Origin of the sequence: Myxococcus sp. CA056 (genome assembly GCF_013336715.1) — a bacterium.
Classification (GTDB): Bacteria; Myxococcota; Myxococcia; order Myxococcales; family Myxococcaceae; genus Myxococcus; species Myxococcus llanfairpwllgwyngyllgogerychwyrndrobwllllantysiliogogogochensis.
Window position 1 is genome coordinate 156762 of record NZ_JABUMT010000009.1, and the last position, 20488, is coordinate 177249.

The 20488-nt window shown below is 70.3% G+C and carries 19 protein-coding genes; 7 read left to right on the plus strand and 12 right to left on the minus strand.

The features are described from left to right. The first annotated feature begins 6 nt into the window (after window positions 1-6). On the plus strand, window positions 7-771 hold the full coding sequence (locus tag HUA76_RS30130) for an MBL fold metallo-hydrolase (RefSeq protein WP_174456459.1): 765 nt from the start codon (window positions 7-9) through the stop codon (window positions 769-771). Here HUA76_RS30130 and HUA76_RS30135 read toward each other — a convergent pair. The 6 genes from HUA76_RS30135 to HUA76_RS30160 form a co-directional block, all read right to left on the minus strand. Beyond that, entirely contained in the window at window positions 768-4367 is a 3600-nt protein-coding gene (locus HUA76_RS30135) for a M1 family aminopeptidase (protein ID WP_174462778.1), read from the minus strand. The genes HUA76_RS30130 and HUA76_RS30135 overlap by 4 nt on opposite strands. A gap of 9 nt (window positions 4368-4376) precedes the next feature. Further along, entirely contained in the window at window positions 4377-5252 is an 876-nt protein-coding gene (locus tag HUA76_RS30140) for an ABC transporter ATP-binding protein (protein WP_174456461.1), read from the minus strand. A gap of 89 nt (window positions 5253-5341) precedes the next feature. Continuing rightward, on the minus strand, window positions 5342-5548 hold the full coding sequence (locus HUA76_RS30145; protein WP_141643682.1) for a cold-shock protein: 207 nt from the start codon (window positions 5546-5548) through the stop codon (window positions 5342-5344). A gap of 200 nt (window positions 5549-5748) precedes the next feature. Continuing rightward, window positions 5749-5931 (minus strand): hypothetical protein, encoded by a 183-nt coding sequence (locus HUA76_RS30150; protein WP_141643683.1) that lies wholly within the window; start codon window positions 5929-5931, stop codon window positions 5749-5751. Between the two features lie 75 nt (window positions 5932-6006). Beyond that, complete coding sequence (locus tag HUA76_RS30155; protein ID WP_141643684.1) at window positions 6007-6213, minus strand: cold-shock protein; 207 nt, start codon at window positions 6211-6213, stop codon at window positions 6007-6009. A 363-nt stretch (window positions 6214-6576) separates the two neighbouring features. Next, entirely contained in the window at window positions 6577-6900 is a 324-nt protein-coding gene (locus HUA76_RS30160; protein WP_174462779.1) for a helix-turn-helix domain-containing protein, read from the minus strand. Window positions 6901-7065: 165 nt separating this feature from the next. Here HUA76_RS30160 and HUA76_RS30165 point away from each other — a divergent pair, with 165 nt between their 5' ends. The 4 genes from HUA76_RS30165 (at window position 7066) to HUA76_RS30180 (ending at window position 10336) form a co-directional block, all read left to right on the plus strand. Beyond that, entirely contained in the window at window positions 7066-8601 is a 1536-nt protein-coding gene (locus HUA76_RS30165; RefSeq protein ID WP_174462780.1) for a PLP-dependent aminotransferase family protein, read from the plus strand. Between the two features lie 161 nt (window positions 8602-8762). Then, window positions 8763-9239 carry a carboxymuconolactone decarboxylase family protein gene (locus HUA76_RS30170; RefSeq protein ID WP_141643687.1) on the plus strand — a complete coding sequence of 159 codons (477 nt, stop codon included), beginning with the start codon at window positions 8763-8765 and terminating at the stop codon, window positions 9237-9239. A 71-nt stretch (window positions 9240-9310) separates the two neighbouring features. Beyond that, window positions 9311-9739 carry a 2TM domain-containing protein gene (locus HUA76_RS30175; RefSeq protein WP_174456463.1) on the plus strand — a complete coding sequence of 143 codons (429 nt, stop codon included), beginning with the start codon at window positions 9311-9313 and terminating at the stop codon, window positions 9737-9739. A gap of 3 nt (window positions 9740-9742) precedes the next feature. Next, the gene (locus HUA76_RS30180) at window positions 9743-10336 is read left to right on the plus strand and encodes a 50S ribosomal protein L11 methyltransferase (RefSeq protein ID WP_217440409.1); all 594 of its coding nucleotides are present in this window, start codon (window positions 9743-9745) and stop codon (window positions 10334-10336) included. A gap of 37 nt (window positions 10337-10373) precedes the next feature. Here HUA76_RS30180 and HUA76_RS30185 read toward each other — a convergent pair whose 3' ends face one another. Further along, window positions 10374-11018: a hypothetical protein gene (locus HUA76_RS30185; RefSeq protein WP_174462781.1), complete on the minus strand. Its 645-nt coding sequence runs from the start codon at window positions 11016-11018 to the stop codon at window positions 10374-10376. Between the two features lie 91 nt (window positions 11019-11109). Beyond that, window positions 11110-11994: a pirin family protein gene (locus HUA76_RS30190; protein WP_174462782.1), complete on the minus strand. Its 885-nt coding sequence runs from the start codon at window positions 11992-11994 to the stop codon at window positions 11110-11112. A gap of 151 nt (window positions 11995-12145) precedes the next feature. Here HUA76_RS30190 and HUA76_RS30195 point away from each other — a divergent pair, with 151 nt between their 5' ends. Then, entirely contained in the window at window positions 12146-13468 is a 1323-nt protein-coding gene (locus HUA76_RS30195) for a cupin-like domain-containing protein (RefSeq protein ID WP_174462783.1), read from the plus strand. Window positions 13469-13472: 4 nt separating this feature from the next. On the opposite strand, the gene HUA76_RS30200 is transcribed toward HUA76_RS30195, so the two are convergent. Beyond that, window positions 13473-14834, minus strand: a complete 1362-nt coding sequence (locus tag HUA76_RS30200; RefSeq protein ID WP_174462784.1) for a metallopeptidase TldD-related protein — start codon at window positions 14832-14834, stop codon at window positions 13473-13475. 183 nt (window positions 14835-15017) lie between these two features. On the opposite strand from HUA76_RS30200, the gene HUA76_RS30205 reads away from it, so the two are divergent. Then, entirely contained in the window at window positions 15018-16298 is a 1281-nt protein-coding gene (locus tag HUA76_RS30205; RefSeq protein ID WP_254614573.1) for a TldD/PmbA family protein, read from the plus strand. A 28-nt stretch (window positions 16299-16326) separates the two neighbouring features. On the opposite strand, the gene HUA76_RS30210 is transcribed toward HUA76_RS30205, so the two are convergent. The 3 genes from HUA76_RS30210 to HUA76_RS30220 form a co-directional block, all read right to left on the minus strand. Beyond that, the gene (locus HUA76_RS30210; protein ID WP_254614574.1) at window positions 16327-17460 is read right to left on the minus strand and encodes a hypothetical protein; all 1134 of its coding nucleotides are present in this window, start codon (window positions 17458-17460) and stop codon (window positions 16327-16329) included. A 14-nt stretch (window positions 17461-17474) separates the two neighbouring features. Beyond that, on the minus strand, window positions 17475-19388 hold the full coding sequence (locus HUA76_RS30215; protein WP_174456469.1) for a hypothetical protein: 1914 nt from the start codon (window positions 19386-19388) through the stop codon (window positions 17475-17477). 88 nt (window positions 19389-19476) lie between these two features. Then, complete coding sequence (locus HUA76_RS30220; protein ID WP_371823534.1) at window positions 19477-20433, minus strand: c-type cytochrome; 957 nt, start codon at window positions 20431-20433, stop codon at window positions 19477-19479. Between the last annotated feature and the right edge of the window lie 55 nt (window positions 20434-20488).

The window sequence follows — 20488 nt, forward strand, 5'->3', positions numbered from 1 at the left end:
TGGGCCATGCCCTTCGCCGCGACCCACATCAGCACCGCGACGCTGCTCCTCGAAATCGGTCCGCTCCGCATCCTCACGGACCCGGTCTTCGACGCGCCGGGGCGCAAGTACAGCTTCGGCTGGGGAACGAGTTCGCGGCGCCTGGACACCTCCGCGCTGCCCGTGGAGAAGCTGGGGAAGCTGGACGCGGTGCTCATCAGCCATGACCAGCACGCGGACAATCTGGATGACGCGGGCCGGGCGCTGCTTCCGCGCGCGGCCCAGGTGGTGACGACGCACGCGGCGGCGCGGCGACTCCAGCACGCGAACCTCACGGGCCTCAAGCCCTTCGAGTCCACGCGCGTGGGAGACCTGCGTGTCACCGCGACACCCGCGCGCCACGGGCCTCCGGGCTCGCTGCCCATCGTCGGCCACGTGGTGGGCTTCGTGCTGGAGGCGGACGCGCTGCCCGGCCCCGTCTACATCTCCGGGGACACCGTGTGGTTCGACGGCGTCGCGGAGGTGGCCCGGCGGTTCCGCATCCACACCGCCTTCCTGCACCTGGGCAGCGTGGGCTTCTCCCTCACCGGCCCGCTTCGCTACACCTTCGACGCGAAGGAGGCCGTCATCGCGGCGAACGCCTTGAACGCCCCGCGCATCATCCCCGTGCACTACTCCGGTTGGAGCCACTTCCGGCAGAAGCCCGAGCAGGCACGCCAGGTGTTCTCCGAGGCGGGCCTGGACGCCCGGGTGAAGTGGCTCACCCCGGGCGAGCGGACCGTGCTCGACTAACGCGACGCCGACGCCTCCGCTCGCGCCTCCAGCTTCCGGAAGTTGTCGCCGCGCTCGCGCTCGATGCGCAGGAAGAAGGGGTCCACCCCGACGTGCGTCGGGCGCTGGTCCACCACGAAGGACACCTCCGTCGAAGCGCCCTGGAAGCGGAGGCGCTCCACGTGCAGCGGGACGTCCTCTCCGGAGCCGTCTCGCGGGGACTCGCTGTAGACGGCGACGTCCAGGGCTTCGTCCAGCGACAGGGGGACCGCCTCGCTGCCCCGGCGCGCGTGCTTGGACGTGGACACCCGGGCCGTCACCCGGAAGCGTCCATCCGCCTGCGTCTCCACCGTGGCGGACTCCACCTTCAAGTCGTACAGCACGACCTCTTTCAGCCACTGGTCGATGAGGACCTGCTGTTCGGCGGACGCCTCCGCGTGCAGCGCGTCCAGCAGGTCCAGCGTCGTCAGCGAGTTCTCACGGGCCTGCGCGTGCAGCAGGTGGCGCAGCGCCGCGTCCAGCTTCGCCTCGCCCAGCAAGTCCCGCAGCGCGTTCATCACCAGCGCGCCCTTGCCATAGTAGAGGTACGACTGGCCCGTCCCCTTGTAGAGCGGCGGTTCCTGCTCCGCCTCCTCCGCGCGACCCGAGAGATAGCGGTCCCGGTCGAAGGCCAGCACGGGGAGCAGCGAGCGCTCTCCGTGCAGCCCCGCCAGCACCCGCTGCTCGGAGTACTTGGTCAGCGACTCCACCAGCATCGTCGCGCCTTCCACGGAGGCCGGGTCCAGCATGTGGCCCCACCACTGGTGGGCCACCTCGTGCGCCGTGCGCCGCGTCACCAGGTCCACCGCGTCCTCCCGCCCCATGTCGGTGAGGAAGCCGCGGTCCTCGACGAAGTAGATGACCTGACTCATCGCGAACGCGCCGAAGTCCCAGTACGAGGGAATCTCCACCACGCGCAACTGCGTGTCCGGATAGCGATGGAAACGCGCGCCGAAGTCGTCGAGCGAGCGCGTCATCGCCGTCAGGATGGCCTTCACGTTGTAGGGATGCGCGGGGTGGTAATACACCTCCACGTCGACGCCCTGGTGCCGCGTCTTCTCCACGGCATAGCGGGCCGAGACGATGGCGAACATCGGCGTCATCGGCCGGTCCACCACGTAGTGGAAGTAGCGCCGCCCACCCTCGCTCCACTCCTTGCGCAACGTCCCCGGCGCAATCGCCGTCTGGTCTTCCGCCGTGGACACCGTCACGTCGAGGGTGTGCCAGACCTGGGGCGACGGCGCGGGTGCGGCGCCACTCTCATCCAGTGGAGGCATCCTCGGAATCTCCGGCAGGCCGAGCTCCCTCCGCCGGGCCGGGTTGCCCATCTCGTACGTCCGTCGGTAGCCCAGCGTGGGAAACACCTCCGTCTGCCGGATGAAGGAGCCGTTCTCCACCAGCGACAGCTCGAAGTCCCCCGCCCTCACGCCCCGCGCCTCCCGCGTGACGTCGAAGGACAGCTCCGACACATCTCCCGGAAGCAGCGGGGAGGCCAGCTTGAAGCGGTACATGCCGAAGCGCTCGTCGTGGGCCACCTGCTCCGCGCCTCGCAGCGCCAGCGAGACGGGCCGGGCGGTCCGAGGCACGGCGACCCACACCGTGTCGATGGGCGACAACGTCCTGTTCTCCAGCCGGTACGTCCCGGTGACGCGATAGCGGCCCTCGGCCGGGAACAGGTCCACCGCGGACTTCACGGCGACGATGCTGGGAAGCGGAAGCGCCTCGTGGATTTTGTACGTCCGCTCGTAGTCGGCCTGCCACGCGAGGAACGTGTCGCGGGACTCGTAGGCATTCAGCCCGTAGGTGTCGTGGAGGATGAGTCCTCCCGTGCCCACGAGCACCACGCCACAGCCCACCGCGCCGGCCAGGCCCCCGCGTCCCCACCGAGCGGCAAGCGCCTGGAACCGGGCCCCCAGCCGGGGCGCCAACCCGCGCCGCCACAGCCCCCAGGTGACCAGGGCCAGCAGTCCCCCGAAGGCGCTCCAGTACACCATGAAGGCGGTGAACGACGCGGCCATCGGGCCATGGCCATTCAGGTCGGTGTGAGTCACCTCGGGCGCCGCGCCAAAGCGCGTCAGCGGATGCTCCAGTCCCCAGCCCGCGCCCTGGCCCACGACGATGGCCAGCACCAGGCTCAGCACCATGCCCACGTAGCGATGCGGGCTCACCGTCTGGATGAACAGCACCGCCACCGCGAACAACACCAGCGGCAGCCCGGCGAAGTAGAACAGCGACAGGTAGAGGCCCGGCTCCAGGAGCTGGTGGCCGCGCGCGAGCTGGAAGAGCACCCCCAGCACCATGGGCGTCCCGGTCAGCACCCCCACCAACGCCACGAGCGCCGCGAGCTTGGACACGACGAAGACGACGCTGGAGACGGGCGTCGCGTCGAGGAGCGCGTCGAAGCGCGCCATGCGCTCCCGCCACGCCAGCTCCGCGCCAAAGTAGATGAGCACCAACGTGCCGAGCTGGGACAGCGGCGTCCAGATGCTCTCCAGCACCCGTCCCGTGGTGGGGATGCGACGCGTGCCGTACTCCCCGCGCCCCGCCCCCGTCACGATTTCCATGCCGACCATGAACAGCCACAGGGCCAGCAGCGCCAGGAACGGCCAGCTGCGCAGCAGGTGCCGCAGCTCCAGCCGCGTCGCGGAGACCAGCACGTCCCACGTCAGGCTCCCCTGGGACGACTCGACCTCGACAGGCCGGTACGTGGAGGGCGCCGTGGACGCGGACTCGCTGGAGCGCTCGTCGCGCCGGGGCTTCACCGCCGCGCTCCGGAAGGAGAAGCGCCAGTGGACCCCGCCCAGCACGCACGCCGCGACGCCGAGCCACAGGAGCCGGTTCCAGAGAAGGTTTCCCTCCAGCGAGAGCAGCCGCGTGTTGCGCTCGGCTTCCGTCCAGTAGCGCGTCTGCTCGAAGAAGGCGGACAGGCCAAACGGGTCCAACAGCGCGGCGCGAGCCATGGCCTCCGGCGTCTGCGGCGACACCCCCGCCATCAGCGGCGAGTCCGCCCACATGGCGCCGACGATGTAGAGCGCATACACGAGGACGCCGCCGACGTAGCTGGCCAGCGTGCTGCGCGACAGCGCGGAGACGGCGAACAGCAGCGACGCGGCGAACACGACATTGGGCACCACGAGCACCACGAGCGCCCACAGGTAGCTCACGACACTCAGGGGCCCCAACTGCTCGGGCGCCACCGCCACCACGAACGGCGACACCATCAACGAAAGCGTCGCCACGCCGAACACGGCGAGCGTCGCCAGCAGCGCCCCCAGGAAGCGGCCCAGCAGGTAGTCCCGCTGGGTGACGGACGTGGTGTAGAGCAGCTCCGTCATCCGGTGCTCGGCGTCGCGCTGCACGGTGTTCGCGCAGAAGATGCCCAGCACGAAGAGCGACGTGAGCGACAACAACCCCAGTGACTTCGCGACGCTGTAGGGCGAGTTGACGTGGATGCCGTCACCGCCGTAGCCCGTGGCGACGAACAGGACGCCCAGCCCGAGGAAGAACGCGGAGGCGGCGAAGAAGACGGCCTGGCGCGTCTGATAGCGCCATTCGAAGTGGAGGATGCCCCGGAGCATGGTGGGTCCCTACGCCGCGCGCCGGTGGGACAGCGTCGAGAAGTAGACGTCCTCCAGGTCCGGAGCCACCGGCTCGAAGCCCTCTTCCGGGCGCGCATCCGCGAGGACATGCACGCGCGTGCGGCCCGCCTGGAGCTGCGTGGAGAGGACCGGGAACGACTCGCGATACCGCGCCACCGCCCCCTTCTCCACCGTCTTGCGCCACACCCGCCCCTCCAGGGACGCCACCAGCGCTTCGGGCGCGCCCTCGCACAGCACCCGCCCCTCGCTGAGGATGGCCATGCGCGGACACAGCTGGCGCACGTCCTCGACGATGTGCGTGGAGAGCAGCACGACGACGTGCTCCCCCACTTCCCCCAGCAGGTTGTGGAAGCGCTGGCGCTCCTCCGGGTCCAACCCCGCGGTGGGCTCGTCCACGATGAGCAGCCGGGGGCTGCCCAACAGCGCCTGGGCGATGCCGAAGCGCTGGCGCATGCCGCCGGAGAAGCCGCTCACGGCCTTCTTGCGGTGCGCATGGAGGTTCGTCAGGTGCAGCAGCGCCTGCACCTGCTCCCGGCGCTCCCTGGCGCGCGTGAGGCCCTTGAGGAGGCCCAGGTGGTTGAGCAGCTCCTCGGCGGACACGCCCGGGTACACGCCGAAGTCCTGGGGCAGATAGCCCAGGTGGCGCCGGTGGGCCTGCGGCTGGGCGAGCACGTCCAGCCCGTCGAACACCACCTGCCCCGAGTCAGGCTCCTGCAGCGTGGCGAGGATGCGCATCAGCGTGGACTTGCCGGCGCCGTTCGGCCCGAGCAGGCCGAAGAGTCCTCGTTCGATGGTCAGGTCGATGCCCTGGAGGGCTCGAACCCCATTGGGATACGACTTCGAGACAGCGGAGATTCGCAGCATGGGGAGCGCGGTGGGGCGGTAGGGATGACCGCCTTGCTACGCTCCGGCTCCCCGCGCGATTGCAGCGCCGTGGGGCGAACAGACCCGCATCAGTCGATGGGACGGACGTTCGAGGCCTGGAGTCCCTTGGGCCCCTTCTGCACGTCGAACTCCACCTTCTGCCCGTCCCTCAAGGTGCGGTGGCCATCCGTCTGAATGGAGGTGTGGTGGCAGAACACGTCCGCGCCACCGTCGTCCTGCGCGAGAAAGCCGAAGCCCTTCGCGTCGTTGAACCACTTCACGGTACCCGTCGCCATACGCGGCATCCTCCCTGTCGCGACTTTTGCGTCGCCACATGCCCGGAAAGTGGCATGGGGGACGACGCGTAGCCCGGACCCGAGGCGCCTGTCGACGGGCGACGTTCGCGACTATCCACCGGTGAGCTTTCGGCCGCCCCCCCCTGGATACGACAAGGCCCACCACGGTGCTTCGTGGTGGGCCCGACTGCGGTGGGGACCTAGTACTCCACAACCGGCTGCGGACCGGGAATGATGTCCGCGATGTCCGGGTCCACTTCACCAGGCTGGCGGGGCGTCTTGTCCCCCTTGTCCTTCTTGCGCTGCTCGCGCTTGGCATCCTTTTCCTGCTGATGCTGCTTGCGCGCCTGCTCTTTCTGACGCTTCGTCGACCTTCCTTGCATGTCGCCTCCCTCCTGAAAGCAAAAGCCCGACCTCACTCAAAAGGAGACCGGGCATGAGTGCTGGAGCGGACGCGCTCAGCCGATCGGGCGGACGTTCGAGGCCTGAAGTCCCTTGGGCCCCTTCTGCACTTCGAACTCCACCTTCTGACCCTCGGCCAGGGTCCGGAAGCCGTCCGCCTGGATGGCGGTGTGGTGGCAGAACACGTCAGGGCCGCCATTATCCTGCGCGATGAAGCCAAAGCCCTTCGCGTCGTTGAACCACTTCACGGAACCAGTCGCCATATGCGTCTTCTTTCGTCTTGCGGCATTCGAGGCCGCCTTTCACCCCAAAATCTGGGGTGCCGGACTGCCTCTAGCCTGATAGGAGGCCCCTGTCATCACATCCAGGCCTCGAAAAACCAACCTACCCCAACCCCGCGCGGAACAACGCACGAGCTACCCGAACAATTCTCGTTTCAGTTTAACGGTGGGCGCTCCCACCCGCCGCATTCCGGAAGGTAAGAAGACCCGGCGAAAAGGGCGCATTCAGCCTCTGCCGGAGCCCTCCTCGGGCAGGCGGCCAACACCTCCGCGACACCCCAGCTCCCCCGCCCGGCCCCGTCATGCCTGGGAGCGGGCGCGACGTCCACCCGGATTGTGAAGGACTCAACGGCGCCTGTGGACAGCGGCGCGTTGACGGCGTCCGGACGCCACTGAAAGCCGCTGCTGGCGCACCGCGCGAAGCTCCACGACGTTGCCGCGGCGCGCCTCTTCCAGCGCGTCCACCAGCCCACGCTTGCCGCCGAAGTGGTAGCGCGGCGCGCCGCGTCCCACGTGCGCGTGCCGGGCCACCGCCGCGAGCGTCAGCGACTCCAGTCCGTGCTGCTGGACGAGCTGCTCCGCCACGTGCAGGAGCCGCTCGCGCATTCCCTCCTCGATTCCCGCGCGCGGCGGCGCGACGATGAGGTGAAACCAGGGCCACCCCAGCATGACGTTTCCCCTTCTCTTCCTTCAGGCTTCCGGACCCAGGGCGGGCCACGGCCGCGACTCGCGCTACGGCCGGGACGTAACCTGCTTGCGGACGTTTCCAACAGTGATGGCTCGTGATTCCAAACATCACCGGTGTGAATTCTCCGGGACTGGGATGCGCGGGACATGACGCCCTCGAAGCCCGGCGCGAAGGGGGGTCCTCGGCGGCGGGCACGCAAGCGGCCGGCGGTGATGGCGGCCACGTCACTGGTGTTGGACGCCGCTTCGGGCGCCTCGCTCCAGACGCAGCTCGTGGAGGCGCTGCGCGCGGCCATCGTCGCGGGGCGGTTGGCGCCGGGCACGCGGCTGTTGTCCACGCGCGCGCTGGCCGAGCAGCTCGACATGTCTCGCAACACGGTGCTCAACGCGTACTCGCGGCTCTTGTCGGAGGGCTATCTGCTGGGCCAGTTGGGCTCGGGCACGTATGTGGCGCACGAGCTGCCGGAGCGGCTTCATGCCTCGCGGCGCGCCGGGGCTCCCGTCGCCGCGCCGAAGCACACGCCGGGAATCTCCAAGCGGGGGTGGGCGGTGGCCGGCCTGCCGGACCTGCGCATCACCGCGCCTGGCATTCCCGCAAGCCGGCTGGCGTTCCGCATGGGCACGCCGTCGGTGGATGCCTTCCCGAGTGACTTGTGGGGACGGCTGCTCAACACGCGCTGGCGGCGCTCGTGGGGCGACCTGCTCAAGCGCGCGGAGCCCGCGGGCCATCCGCCCCTGCGGCGCGCCGTCGCGGACTATCTGGCGACCTCGCGGGGCGTGCGGTGTGTCCCGGAGCAGGTCATCATCGTCAATGGCGCGCAGCAGGCGATGAGCCTGGCGGCGCAGGTGCTGCTGGACCCGGGCGACGCCGCGTGGGTGGAGGACCCGGGCTACTTCGCGAGCCGGGGCGCGCTCGTCGCCGCGGGCGCCACGCTGGTGCCCGTGCCGGTGGACGCGGAGGGACTGGACGTGAACGCCGGCATGCGGCTGCGGCCGGACGCGCGGCTGGCCATCGTCACCCCGGCCCACCACTTCCCGCTGGGCGTGGCGATGAGCGAGGAGAGGCGGCAGGCGCTGCTCGCGTGGGCTGTGCGCTCGGATGCCTGGATTGTGGAGGACGACTACGACAGCGAGTTCCGCTACGTGGGCCGTCCGCTGCCCGCGCTCCAGGGGCTGTCGCCGGACGCGCGGGTCATCTACATCGGCACGTTCAGCAAGGTGGTGTCTCCGGCCCTGCGGGTGGGCTACCTGGTGGTGCCGGAGTCGCTGGTGGACGTGTTCAGCGCGGCGCGGCGCTTCGCGGACGGACACACACCCGTCATCGAACAGGCGGTGCTCGCGGACTTCATCGACGAGGGCCACTTCAGCCGCCACGTGCGCCGCATGCGCGTGCTGTATGGGAGCCGGCAGGAGGCGCTCGTGGAAGCAGCCCGGCGCGAATTGCGCGGGCAACTGGACGTGTCTCCCCTCCACACGGGCATGCACCTGGTGGGCTGGCTGCCGGAGGGACTGGAGGACCGCGAGGCCAGCACGCGCGGCATCGAAGCCGGGGTGATGACGCAGCCCCTGTCGGCCTTCCGGACCCAGTCCACGGGTCCCGGAGCGCTCCTGCTCGGCTACGCGTGTGTGCCCGAAAAGGAAATCACCGAGGGCGTGCGCCTGCTCGCGCGCGCGCTGCGCTGAACAGAGTCCCTCGCGGATCGCTGGGAAGTGGCCCCCCACCCAGGTCCGAAGTGGCACCATCGAGGGGTGTGCGAGTGGCCCTCGCGCGTCGTGGGCCCCCCGGTTACTTCACGCATCAGCGAGGGGGACACGACGTCCCTCCCTGACGGAGACGAAAGACCATGGAAGCACAGCGTTTCGAGACCGCGAAGCTGGCCCCGGGCATCTTCACCGCGATGATGGGACTGGAGAAGTATCTGCATCAGTGCGGGCTGGAGGTGGGCCTGCTGCACCTCATCAAGCTGCGCGCCTCCCAGCTCAACGGCTGCGCGTACTGCATCGACATGCACTGGAAGGACCTGCGCGCCATCGGCGAGACGGAGCAGCGGCTCTACGGGCTGGATGCGTGGGAGGAGAGCCCCTACTACTCGGCGCGGGAGCGCGCGGCCCTGGCCTGGACGGAGGCCGTCACGAACCTGCGGGACGGGCATGTGTCCTCGGCCGTGTACGAGTCGGTGAAGCCGCACTTCACGGACAAGGAGCTGGCGGACCTCACCGGCGCGGTGGCCACCATCAACGCGTGGAACCGGCTGGCCATCGCCGCGCGCTCGGTGCCGGGGGCCTACCAGCCGCCGAAGTCGGCGCACAAGGCCGGCTGAAGCCACGCGGTTCGCGACGCCGCCCGGGTGTATCGACGCGAGCCCGGGCGAAGCACTACTGTCCGGGACTCATGGCGGACACCCGACAGAAAACGCCCCCCACGCACTTCACGGAGCGAGAGGCCGCGGAAATCATCCGCGAGGCCAGCGCGCATGCGCTCGCGAGTCGCGAGCCTGCGCGGACCCTGACGCGTGAGGAGGTGCTCACCATGGCGCGGGAGATGGGCCTGAGCGAGGCGGCCGTGGAGGTCGCCCTGGTCTCCCGCGCCCAGAAGGAGCAGCACCAGCGCAAGGACCGCAAGGAGCTGCTGGGCCTGGCAACGCACGGCCTCAGCTACACCATCGTCCTCGGCGGGCTGACGTTGATTGACCTCTTCTCCGGCCCTGGCTGGTGGGTGCACTGGCCCGCGCTGGGCTGGGGCATCGGGCTGGCGTTCCATGCCATGGGCACGGTGATGGGGATGGCCAGACGCGAGCTGAAGGTGGAGGACGACGAGTAGGGCGTGTCGGTTGGGAATATCGCCGAGCATCACCGGATGCTCTACGACACGGTGCGCGTCCACGCCTACCGCTCGTCACTGTTCCGGCACGCCAGGGACCAGGTCGTCCTCGACATCGGAACGGGGACGGGCCTGCTCGCGATTCTCGCCGCGAAGGCCGGGGCACGACATGTCTATGCCATCGAGGAGTCCGCCATCGCGGAGGTGGCCCTGGAGATGTACGCCGAGAATGGCGTCGCGGACCGCATCAGGATGGTCATTCCCCCCACCGCTCCGCAGGCGCTGCTCACCCGCCCCTGCCTGCTCCGGGACGTCCAGCTCGACGGGGATTTGACCGAGGCGATGAACGAGCAGTCCGTCGAATCGGTGCTCGAGGTGAACGCTCCCGGCATCCTGGGGGGCGTGGCCATCTACTTCCGCGCGCACATGGACGAGCACACCGTCCTGTCGACCTCGCCCTCCGCGCCGCCGACGTGCTGGGGCTTCCAGGTGAAGGAGTTCAAGGAGCGGGTGCAGGTGCGGCCCGGAGACCGGGTGAGAATCGTCTCGACACTCAACCGCTCCCACGGACACCGGTTCAAAATCGTCCTCGCCTGATGGGACGGCGGCGGGGTGGCCCACACGCCGTGGCGGCTCAAGTCCCCGGCGGCGTGCGCGGCAGCTCCGTGCCAAACACCGCCTGGAGCATGTCCACCAGTCCAGGCCACTCCTCCGCGCCCAGCCACAGTCCCTCTTCGACGTGCTCCACGCTCATGGCAAGTGACGCGGTCTCGAAGAGCCTCGCGGAGAGCACACCCTCCGCGGGGAGGCGGCCCTCCACCTGGAGCACCTGGCCGTCCCAATGGAACCCCGGAGGCAAGAACCGCTCCGCCATGGCGCGCAGCGCGGAGCGGCTGGCGCCCGCGCGCAACAGTCCCATCACCAGCGCCGAGGCCCCGCGCGACTCCTCCAGCTCGACACGGCCGGGCGTGCGCAGCCACAGCCGATAGCGCCCCGAGACGAACTCCACCCGCTCCAGCGTCGTCTCCACGCGCAGCTTCCAGCCCTTCACGGACAGCCGGATGTCATAGAGCTCCGGCCGGGTCTCCCAGTGGCGCAGCTCCACGTTCTTCGCCTTGCCGAGCAGCTGGCGCACCACCGTCTCCACCCGCACGTGAGACAGGCGCAGCCGTTTGCCGCCCACGTCCACCGCGACGTCTCCGGAGAGCGGGGACGGCAGCCGCTTCGCCCACTCCCGCGCGCCCTCCAGCAGCTTCATCGCCAACGACTGACTCGACATCCCAGCTCCTCCCGAGTGGGCGCGCAGCATGCACTGGATTCCCGACGCGGTAAGGAGGCCCTCGGGTACGAGGGCCTGTCACCCCGGATGCTCAGGGTGCGAGCGACGGGAAGCGACCCGCCTCCCAGTCCGCCAGCCGGGCGCGCCCCTCGGCCACGCTGTCCACCACGAAGTTCCACCAGATGACGAGCGGGTCCGGCAGCGGCTCACCTCCGAACACCACCGCCCGCCCGCCCTTCACCGAGTGCAGCGACAACATGGAGGCGCCTTCGTCCAGGTGCGCGAGCACGCCCCGCTCCACCGTCGTCCCACCCACGGCCACGTCCCCGTCCGCCACATAGAGCGCGAGCGCGTGCGTGGGCGGCACGGGCAGCGACACCGAGGCCCCCGCCTCCAGCTCCACGTCCAGGTACGTCAAGGGATGGAAGGTGGGCACGGGGGAGACGGCGTCGCCCAGGCGACCGGCGAGCACGCGCACGCGGGCGCCCTCGCGCTCCACGAGGGGCAGCCGCGACGCGGGGACATGTTCGAAGGAGGGCTCCGTGTGGCGCTGCTCGCGAGGCAGGGCGACCCAGGTCTGGATGCCGTGCAGCGGCGCGGCGCCGGGGCTCGAGTCCACGTCCTCCGCGTGGACGATGCCGCGTCCGGCGGTCATCCAATTCACATCACCCGGATGGATGTCCTGCACCGAGCCCACGGAGTCGCGATGACGGAGGGCACCGGAGAACAGGTACGTCACCGTCTGGAGGCCCACGTGGGGATGCGGGGGGACGGCCATGGTGCCCGGTACGGCGGGCGAGGGTCCGAAGTGGTCGCAGAAGACGAAGGGCCCCACGCGCCGCAGCTCCACCCGGGGCAGGGCTCGCAGCACCCGCGAGTCCCCCACCAACTCCGTCGGCTTCGCGGGCCACAGGGCCGCCACGCCACGCTCCGCCAGGGCATCCACGCGCGCCGCCGACGCTGAATCCGTCCCCATGCTCGACTCTCCTCGCCGGGCGTCCGCGTGAACCCGCGTTGTCGTGGAGCCCGAATGCCGGATGCTAGTATCACCCACTCTTCCCCTCGCGCATCCCCCCGGACCCATGGCACGAGCCTCCGCCGCACTCCCGGTTGAACCGTCTCTCGCCTTGCCTCGTGCCTTCTGGAAGCGCTTCGCCCGCGAGCACTGGGACCAGGGACCCACCGTGTTCCCGGGGATGTTCCCCCGCCACTTCCCGTCGCCCTCGGAAATCTTCGAGGCGCTGCTGAACGTGGGCATGCGCTACCGGCAGGGCGAGTCGATGCTGCCCGTGCGCTTCTACGTGGAGAGCGAGGCGACCGCGGAGGGGCCGCCGGAGGTCCTCGCCGCCGTCGCGCTGTCGCGCTACCTGCCCCTGCCGGAGGACGGTGACGTCGACGGGTACGCGCGGCGGATGGAGCGACTGCTGCAGGGACGGCGCTTCGGACTGGTGCTGAGCAGCACGGAGAGCCACCACTGGAGTCACTGGCTCCAGATGCGCAGCTTCCTGTCGGGCTTCCACGGCGCGCTCGGCGTGCCGCTGGGGGGCGCGGACTCCGCGCTGTTCCTGGGCAACTACCGCCACACGCCCTTCGGCGTGCACAAGGACGACCTGCACGTCTTCTACTTCGTCATCCAGGGCCGCCGCAGGATGAGCTTCTGGCCGCTGGAGGCGCTCAGCTCGCGGCCGGAGGTGGCGCCGCATGCGGACCCGGGGCTGAAGGACCGGCCACACGGCGTGGTGCCGCGCGACGCGGAGGACGAGCGTCAGATGATGGCCCAGGCACGCGTGCTCGAGGCCGGCGCGGGGGACTTCATGTACTGGCCCTCCTCGTACTGGCACCGCTCCGAGCCGAGCAAGGGCCTCACCATCGCCGCCTCGCTGGGCCTCAGTTTCCGCGCGCCCATGTTCCTGGACCGCGCGCCCGAGCAGCCGTGGCCTGGCAGCCTGCGCCATGGGGAGCTGCCCCAGGACAGGGACTGGAAGCTGCCGGCTTCGGTGCGCGCCGCGCTCGCCAGGCAGGGCCGGGGCCCGGGGCTGCGAGCCACGCGCGACACGCTCACCGAGGGATGGGCGCGCTTCCTCTCCAACGGCGCCTTGGACGGTCCTCCTCCCGAGGCGCGGGGCCTTGTGCCGCTCACGCTCGAGGACACGGTGGTGGCGAGCCCCGCGCGGCCCATCGTCACCGTGCCCCTGGACGAAGCACGCCTCGTCGTGGCCGCCAACGGATACTCGCGGACGCTGCGCTCCACGCCGGGCGCGCGGCGGCGGCTCCATGCGCTGGTGGAGGCGCTGAACTCCGGCCGGCCCCAGGTGGTGGGCGCGCTGGAGGAGTCCTTCTTCCAACGCCTGCCTCCGCGCGCGTTTCCCCGCTTGGGCGTGCGCACACTGTTGGATGAGCTGGCGCGGTGGCGCGCGGTGTGGCGCCACGTGCCCGCGCGCCGACGCTGAGGCCTCAGCCCCCCGGGGGAGGCAGCACCAGGGTGGGCGTGCCGCAACCCTCGGCCGAGGGAAAGAAGGCCAGGTCCGAGCCCACGCCTCGCAAGCCGCGGAACGTCTCCAGCACGGGCAGCTCCAGCTCCAGCGGCTCCACGCGGTGCACCCGGCGTCCGTCGCGGACCTCCCAGCCTCCCGCGATGAGCGACACCGTGCCCGGCGTGGGCATGGTGGAGAAGTTCTCCACGCGCGCCACCAGCTCCGTGTAGTCGGCGGGCAGAGCATCCTCGCGCGGCAGGACACACAGGTTGAGCGGCGTGGGCGTCGCGGGGTGCGCGAGCTCTCGGAGTCCTCGGCCCCCAGACTCGCCGCCGAGGCGCGCGGCCGTCTCCTCCGTGTGGAGGAACCCCGTGAGGCGGCCCTCGTCGACGAGTCGCAGGACGCGGGCGGGCCGCCCTTCGTCATCGATGCTCCGGTGCTGAGTGCCTCGGGGGTCCAGCGGGTCATCCACCACGGACAGGATGGAAGGGAAGAGCTTGCGGCCCACGGCGCGGGTGAGCGCGGGCATCGCCGCACCAATGTCTCCTCGCAACAGCCAGGCGAGCCCCGCGACGAGCGGCGCCGCGACGGCGGGCCGCAGCACCAGGGGAAGCGAGCGGTCCGCTTGCTTCGCGGGTCCTTCCAGCGCGGACACGGCGTCGGCCAGGCGAACGCGCACCGGGCCAAGGTCCCCCTCTCCCTTCGTCATCAAGGCCAGCAGGGGCACGGCATCCACCAGCGCGCCACGCGACGTCTCACAGCGCAGGAAGGCCGCCTCATGCTCGGCCCGTCGGAAGGACTCAAAGCCATCGCTGCGCACGAGCAACGCCCCCGAGCATTCCTGCTTCACCACCAGGGCCTGGACGACGACTCCCGCGGGCAGGACCTCCTCGACGATGCGCTCGGCGCAAAGGCGCGCGCGCGAGGGATGCGTCTCCAGGCGCCACGCGGCCTGGGAAATGGGCGTGCTCGCGGGCGAGGCGGGAAGAGGCGCGGGCGTACCGGTGCGTGCCTTGCCTTCCGCGGACAGCAGCAACCGCTCCAGGGCCGCCACGCCATCCACGGACTCGACGGCGGTGCCCATGAGCGCTTCGGTCCAGACCCGGGCGGAAGCGGTGAACCCGCTACCCCAGCTACAGGAGGAGGTCCGCGTGGCTACGTCGTAGTCCATGGACAGGTCCGCATGCGACAGCAGGTAGAGTTCCGCGCTCCGCCATCCTCGCTCGCGACACAGGCGGTCCATCACCTTCCGCGCCTCGACACTCCAGTCATGAGGTGACAGGCCCGCCGTGTCCGTCAGGTCGGCCTCGGTCGCTTCCACGTCCTCGTCACCTTTCGACATGCGGACTCATTCACCGGAGGGCCTGCTTCCGAGCCCCGTCGCGCCACGCGCTCACGTGCTCGCATCATGCGTCTCGTGGAGGGCCTCCACCAGCCCCGGTCTCGGTCCGCCACGCGGCGTGATACAACCCGGGAGCGCGATACCTCGCGCGTCCCTCGACACGGACGGAAGGAGCCTCTCGCCTTGGATTGGTTCGTGGAGCGACGCGAGGTCTCCGACGTGCTCCATCTCCGCTCTGGCATCCGCGTGCCGCCCGCGACCTTCGAGCGCGGTGTCTGCGCGCGCAAGGGCAGCCCGAGCCACGGCGAATACACCTGGACGGAGCTGGCACGGGACGCGCCCGCGCCAGGGCTGCTCCCCGGTGAGGTCCTGGAGCGGACACGCGGGCCGCTGGTTCGTCCCTCCGCGCTGGCGGATGGCGCGGCGCTTCGCGAGGACGTCGTTCGCCGGCTGGTGACAGTCGCTCGCGAGGCGGGCGCGGCCCACCTGGACGTGACGCTGCGCGAGGTAGACCGCTGGACGCTCCATGCCCATCCCGAGCGGCTCGTGGAGGAGCACACCCGTCATGCCCTGCTGGAGGTGAAGGCCTTCCACGGCGAGCCCGGTGGCCCCCGGTTCGATGCCTGGCGCTGCGTCAGCCACCCCGACGCCGCGCACCTCCATGCGGCCCTGCCCGCCCTGGAGGTCTGGGTGGATGCACTGGTGCGCGAGCTTCGGGAGACGACTCCCGCGCTGCCATGTCCCTCCGAGGCGCTGCCCATCCTCCTCCCACCGGGCGCGGCCTCCGCGTGCTTCTTCCACGAGGTCTGCGGCCATCCGCTGGAGGGAGATGTCGTCGCGCGCGGCGGCTCCTTCCTCGCGCGCCGGATGGGACAGCGCGTGGCGGAGCCCTTCGTCCACGTGTCGGACGACCCCACGGATGCACAGAACGCGCTCGGCTTCGCCTGGGACGATGAGGGACACGCGGCGCGCGCGGTGCCGCTCTTGCGCGAGGGCGTCGTCACCTCACCCCTGCTGGACACGCGCAGCGCTCGGGCGCTCGGCCTGGAGCCCAACGGCCACGGCCGGCGCGTGGACTTCCGCCATCCGCCGCTGCCTCGCATGGCCCACACCCGCGTGGAGCCCCATGAGGGAAACTTGAACGCATTCCTCGCGGACATGGGCCAAGGGCTGCTCGTGCAGCACCTCACGCCACGGCACATGAATTTGCTGTCGGGGGACTTCAGCTTCTACATCGTCGAGGCCCGCCAGGTCCGCGACGGGCGCGCGGGCGCGCGCGTGGGCCCAGGCATCCTCTGGGGCAACGGGCTGACGGCGCTGGCCGCCATCGACGCCGTGGGCTCCGACGCGCTCAACCTCTTCGCCACGCGCGGGTGCCGCAAGCTGGACCACGGCCCGCTGCCCGTATCCTTCGGGCAGCCGTCGGTCCGCTTCCGCGCGCTGCAGGTCCGGTCCGGGGCTTGAATCCCCGAGGCCTGGACCTCTCGCGTGACTACTCAGCCGGGGGCCCCACGGGCTCGGCCGGGGGCTCCACGGGCTCGGGCGGGATGTAGCAGGCCCAGGTGGTCTCCGGCTCCGGCGGAGGCGGGTCCTCCAGGCCACCGCCCGGCGGCGGCTCCTCGCCCGGCGGCGGAAGCGGAAACTGCCCGAAGGCCCGGTACACGCTGACCTCGCCCGGACGCGGCTCCACGATGACGGACGGAAGCAGGTACGGCCGGGGCGGCGCGTCGGGGTCGGGCTCGCCCGGCTCCGGGACGAAGGTGTCGATGAGGTTGATGGTCACCGGCGCGGTGGAGTTGGGTGGCAGCACCAGCGCGAAGTAGCCCAGGAAGCTCTCCGAGCCGGGGAGCACGCTGAAGCCCATGGGCGACTGGCCCGGCAAGCCTTCGGGGGGAGCCCAGTCCAGCGCGAAGAGCTGGCCGGCGGACGCCTCCGCGATGCTACCGACCGGCGTCTGGAACAGGTCCGCCAGGAAGCTCATGTCGTGGACCCACAGGAGCGCGACACCGCCCGTCTTCGTGGAGTCCAACAGGTCCGCCGGCGTCGTGGGCGTGCCCGCCGCCGTCATCGCCTGGGCCACCGCGTCCAGCGCGCCCGTGTTGCCCACCAGCACCGCGGACTGGCCGTAGCACTGCGTGACGCTGGCGAGGATGGGCCGCACGTACGTGGTGGGGAAGTACGTCGTCGGCGGCAGCGGGATGGGGAACTCGGGGTCCAGCACCACACCCTCCTCGGGGGGCGTGGCGGACGCGAGGTACGTCGCCGCGTCGCCCGACGGAACGCCGACCAGCTGCCACGTCCCACCGAAGTCCGAGGGAGCCGCCGCGAACTTGCTCCCCTCGGGCGAGGACAGCGTCACGCTCCCGCCCATGATGGCGGACAGGGCGGTGTAGGGCCCGTTGAAGACGCCGGGTATCGCCTCCTCGGTGACCTCTTCGGGGAGCGTCATGAAGGCGATGAGGAACGCCTCCGGGTCGTAGACCACGCCCGAGACGTTCGTCGTGCGCGCGGGGAGGTCAACCACGGGCGCGGTGTCGGGCAGGGTGATGACGGGCGCCTCGGAGTCGGCACACCCGCCGACGGCGGCGCAGAGCAGGAAGCTGGAAGCCAGGGAGCGGAGCTTCATCGGGTCCTCGGGGCTCAGCGCACTGGCAGCACGTGCTCGGCGGGAGCCGTGGTCACGTGGCAGGCGTTGGCGCAATTGCCAAAAGCGTTGGGGGGGGAGTTGATCTCCTGGAACGGCAGGTCGAAGTACTCCGTGCCATGGGTGCCCGGGTGGCAGCCGGCGCAGGCAATCATGCTGGGGCGCAGCGTGCTCTCGCGCGTCAGGTGGCACAGGGTGCAGTCACCCTTGTTCTGGACGTACTTGGGCGAGTTGATGTGCAGCCGGTGGACGAAGTCCGACACGTGCCCGACGACGTCGTCGTGGTGACACACCTTGCACGTCTCCACGTGGTCAACAGAGACGCCGTGGTGCACGTTGCTCAGCGAGCTGACCCCGTTGTGACACACCTGGCAGTTGCCGATGCGGCCCGGGTACGTGGTGGGCTCGGCCTGGCCCACCTGGAAGAAGAACGGGTCCAACCGGTTGAGCCGCTCGCCCTCGAAGTTGCGGTGGCCCTTGAGCAGGATGGCGTAGGTGCCGGGCTTGGCGTCCGGCGGCAACGTCACCGTGTAGCGCGTCGTCGGCTGCACCCACGGGCCGCCCGCGACGGCCATGATGTCCGGAGGCACGTAGAACTGCGGCTCGCTCGAGGCGGGATAGGAGAAGTAGTCCGTGGGCACGAAGCCGCCGTTGACGACCTTCAGGTCCTGCAGCGGCCCGACGACCTTGAAGCCGGACTCGGACGCGCTGCTGTCACGCCACGTCAACAGCATGAACTCGTTGAAGTAGGCCAGGCCGTTGGAGCCCTCCTCCATGTAGGTCATGAACGAGGGCATGGAGCCGCGCGGATGCAGGCCGTGGCCATCGCCGTCCTGGAGTGACACGACGAAGTCCACCGTCTCGCCACCGTTGAAGAAGTTGCCGTTGGGGGGGCGGGAGACCTGCACCTTCTGCTTGAGGCCGAAGCCGCACGGCGTGGGCACGTCCGTGGCCAACCCATCCGGCCCCAGCTCGTAGCAGGTGGGGGGGCGCTCTTTGGCGTCCTGGAAGGTGACGGGGAAGAGGAAGGGCTTCTGGGGGAGCTGGCTCCACGTGAAACGGATGACGCCCTCGCCCCGCAGGTCCGGCATGGTGAAGGACTTGAAGGGGTTGGTGGAGTTGGCGAAGGACACCTTCACCGCCGTGGCGAACTCGAGCGCGTCGTAGTTCGCTGCCCTGTGCGGCGTGGGGTCTCCGGGGAACAGCGGGCGCTGCAGGCCCGTCACCGTGAAGCTGGCGCGGGTGCGGCCCGTGACGGGGCTCTCCGCGAGGAAGTCCGAGCGCAAGTAGGTCTGGCTGACGCGCACGTTGCCATCCGCGTCCAGCACCTCCAGCAGGAAGGTGTCGTCCGTGGCCAGCATCCACGCGGCGTTCTCGTAGAACGTCTCGCGCAGGAACGTCTGCGGCTGCAGGCGCTTCCACCCGTCACGCCCCGAGGACAGGCCCGACCAGTCCAGGTCCTTGAAGTACGACTCCAGGCGCATCCACGCCGCGGGCGTGCGCTTGTCGTTGTATTCGGGGAAGCGTGCCAGCTCGACGTCCATCGCGGAGAACTCGCGCAGGAAGTACAGCTCACCGGCGGAGACGACCATTCGCGCGTGAGGCTCGCTCGGCTCGAAGGGCGCGTCCGGCCTCGGGTAGCCGTCATTCATGTTGTAGCAGGTGTCCCCGTAGGCCGGCAGGTTCAGGTCCCCCTTCGTCACGGGCTCACCCGTGGGGAGGATGGCGCAGCCCTTGAACCACAGCAGGGACAGGGAGATGGCACCGGAGGCGGAGCTGTCGTACGGGTCGAACGCGCGAGCACCCCGGCCACGGGTTCCTTCCGTGTCGGCCGTGTCGAACAGGTTGCACCCCGAGGCGACCGCCAACACCGGGAGCATCAGGACCAGCTTTTTCAGGGACAGTGTCATGGGGTTCGAGTCCAGCCCGGCGCACCGAGAACAGGGGACGGTGTAGGGCAAGGCGTGTATCCTACTTTCTAAGAATGCGCCGCGCCAATCACTGGCCGCTGGCGCGTCGCGTCGGGGTCCCCTGGGTCTTCAGGAAGCGGTACATGGCGCGCAGATCCTCCTCCTTCATGGAGGCGAAGGCCTGCCAGGGCATGGCCAGCTTGTTGACCTGGCCCTTGCGGCTGGGCGCGGCGCCCAGGTCCTTGAAGGCAGTGAAGCGGGCGACGAAGGCGTCCTCGTCCAGCCCCTTCATGACGGGCCCCCCGGGCAAGAGGGACGGAATGGGCTCCGCGCCAAAGGGGGTGGGCGCGGCGCGGCCACCCGCGAAGGGCTTGGGTTCCTCGTCCGCGCTGGCGTGGCAGAAGGCGCATTGGGCGACGGTCGCCAGGTAGCGGCCCCGGGCGATGGGGTCCGCAGCGGGCTCGGCGACGGGTCCGGGGAGGGGCGCGGCCAGGTCCTGGATCTCCGCCGTCACCTCCGGAAGCAGCTTGGAGGGGGGCGTGGCGCGGGCCACCGCGGGCACCGTGCGCAGCCAGACCACCACGGCGCGGGCGTCACCGTCCGACAGGGTGGTGCGCCACTCCATGTACGGCATCATGGGAAACAGCGTCCGTCCGTCGCGGCCGTAGCCCTCACGCAGGGTGCGCAGCAGCTGCTCGTCCGTCCAGCGCCCCACGCCGTGCTCGGGGTCTGAGGTGATGTTGGGCGCGCACAGGGTGCCCGGCATCTCCCATTCCTCACCGAAACACGCGCCCGCCAGCACCGGCCCCGACACCGGCCCGCCGAAGCGGCCGTAATCCCGCTCGGTGTGGCAGCCGACGCAGCCGAGCACCGACTCCGCCAGATACCGTCCCCGGGCCACGAGCGCCGGGTCAGCCGATGCGGGCACCACGGTAGGCGCGGGAGGCGCCACCGGCTTCGCGGCGACCACGGGCGGGGCTGGAGGTGGCGCCTTGGGAGCCTCTTCCCGTTGACGACAGGCCGCCCCGGCGACGAGCAGCACCACGGACACACTCCACCCCCAGCTTCGACTCCCTGCGTTCACTCGAGTGTCTCCCGTT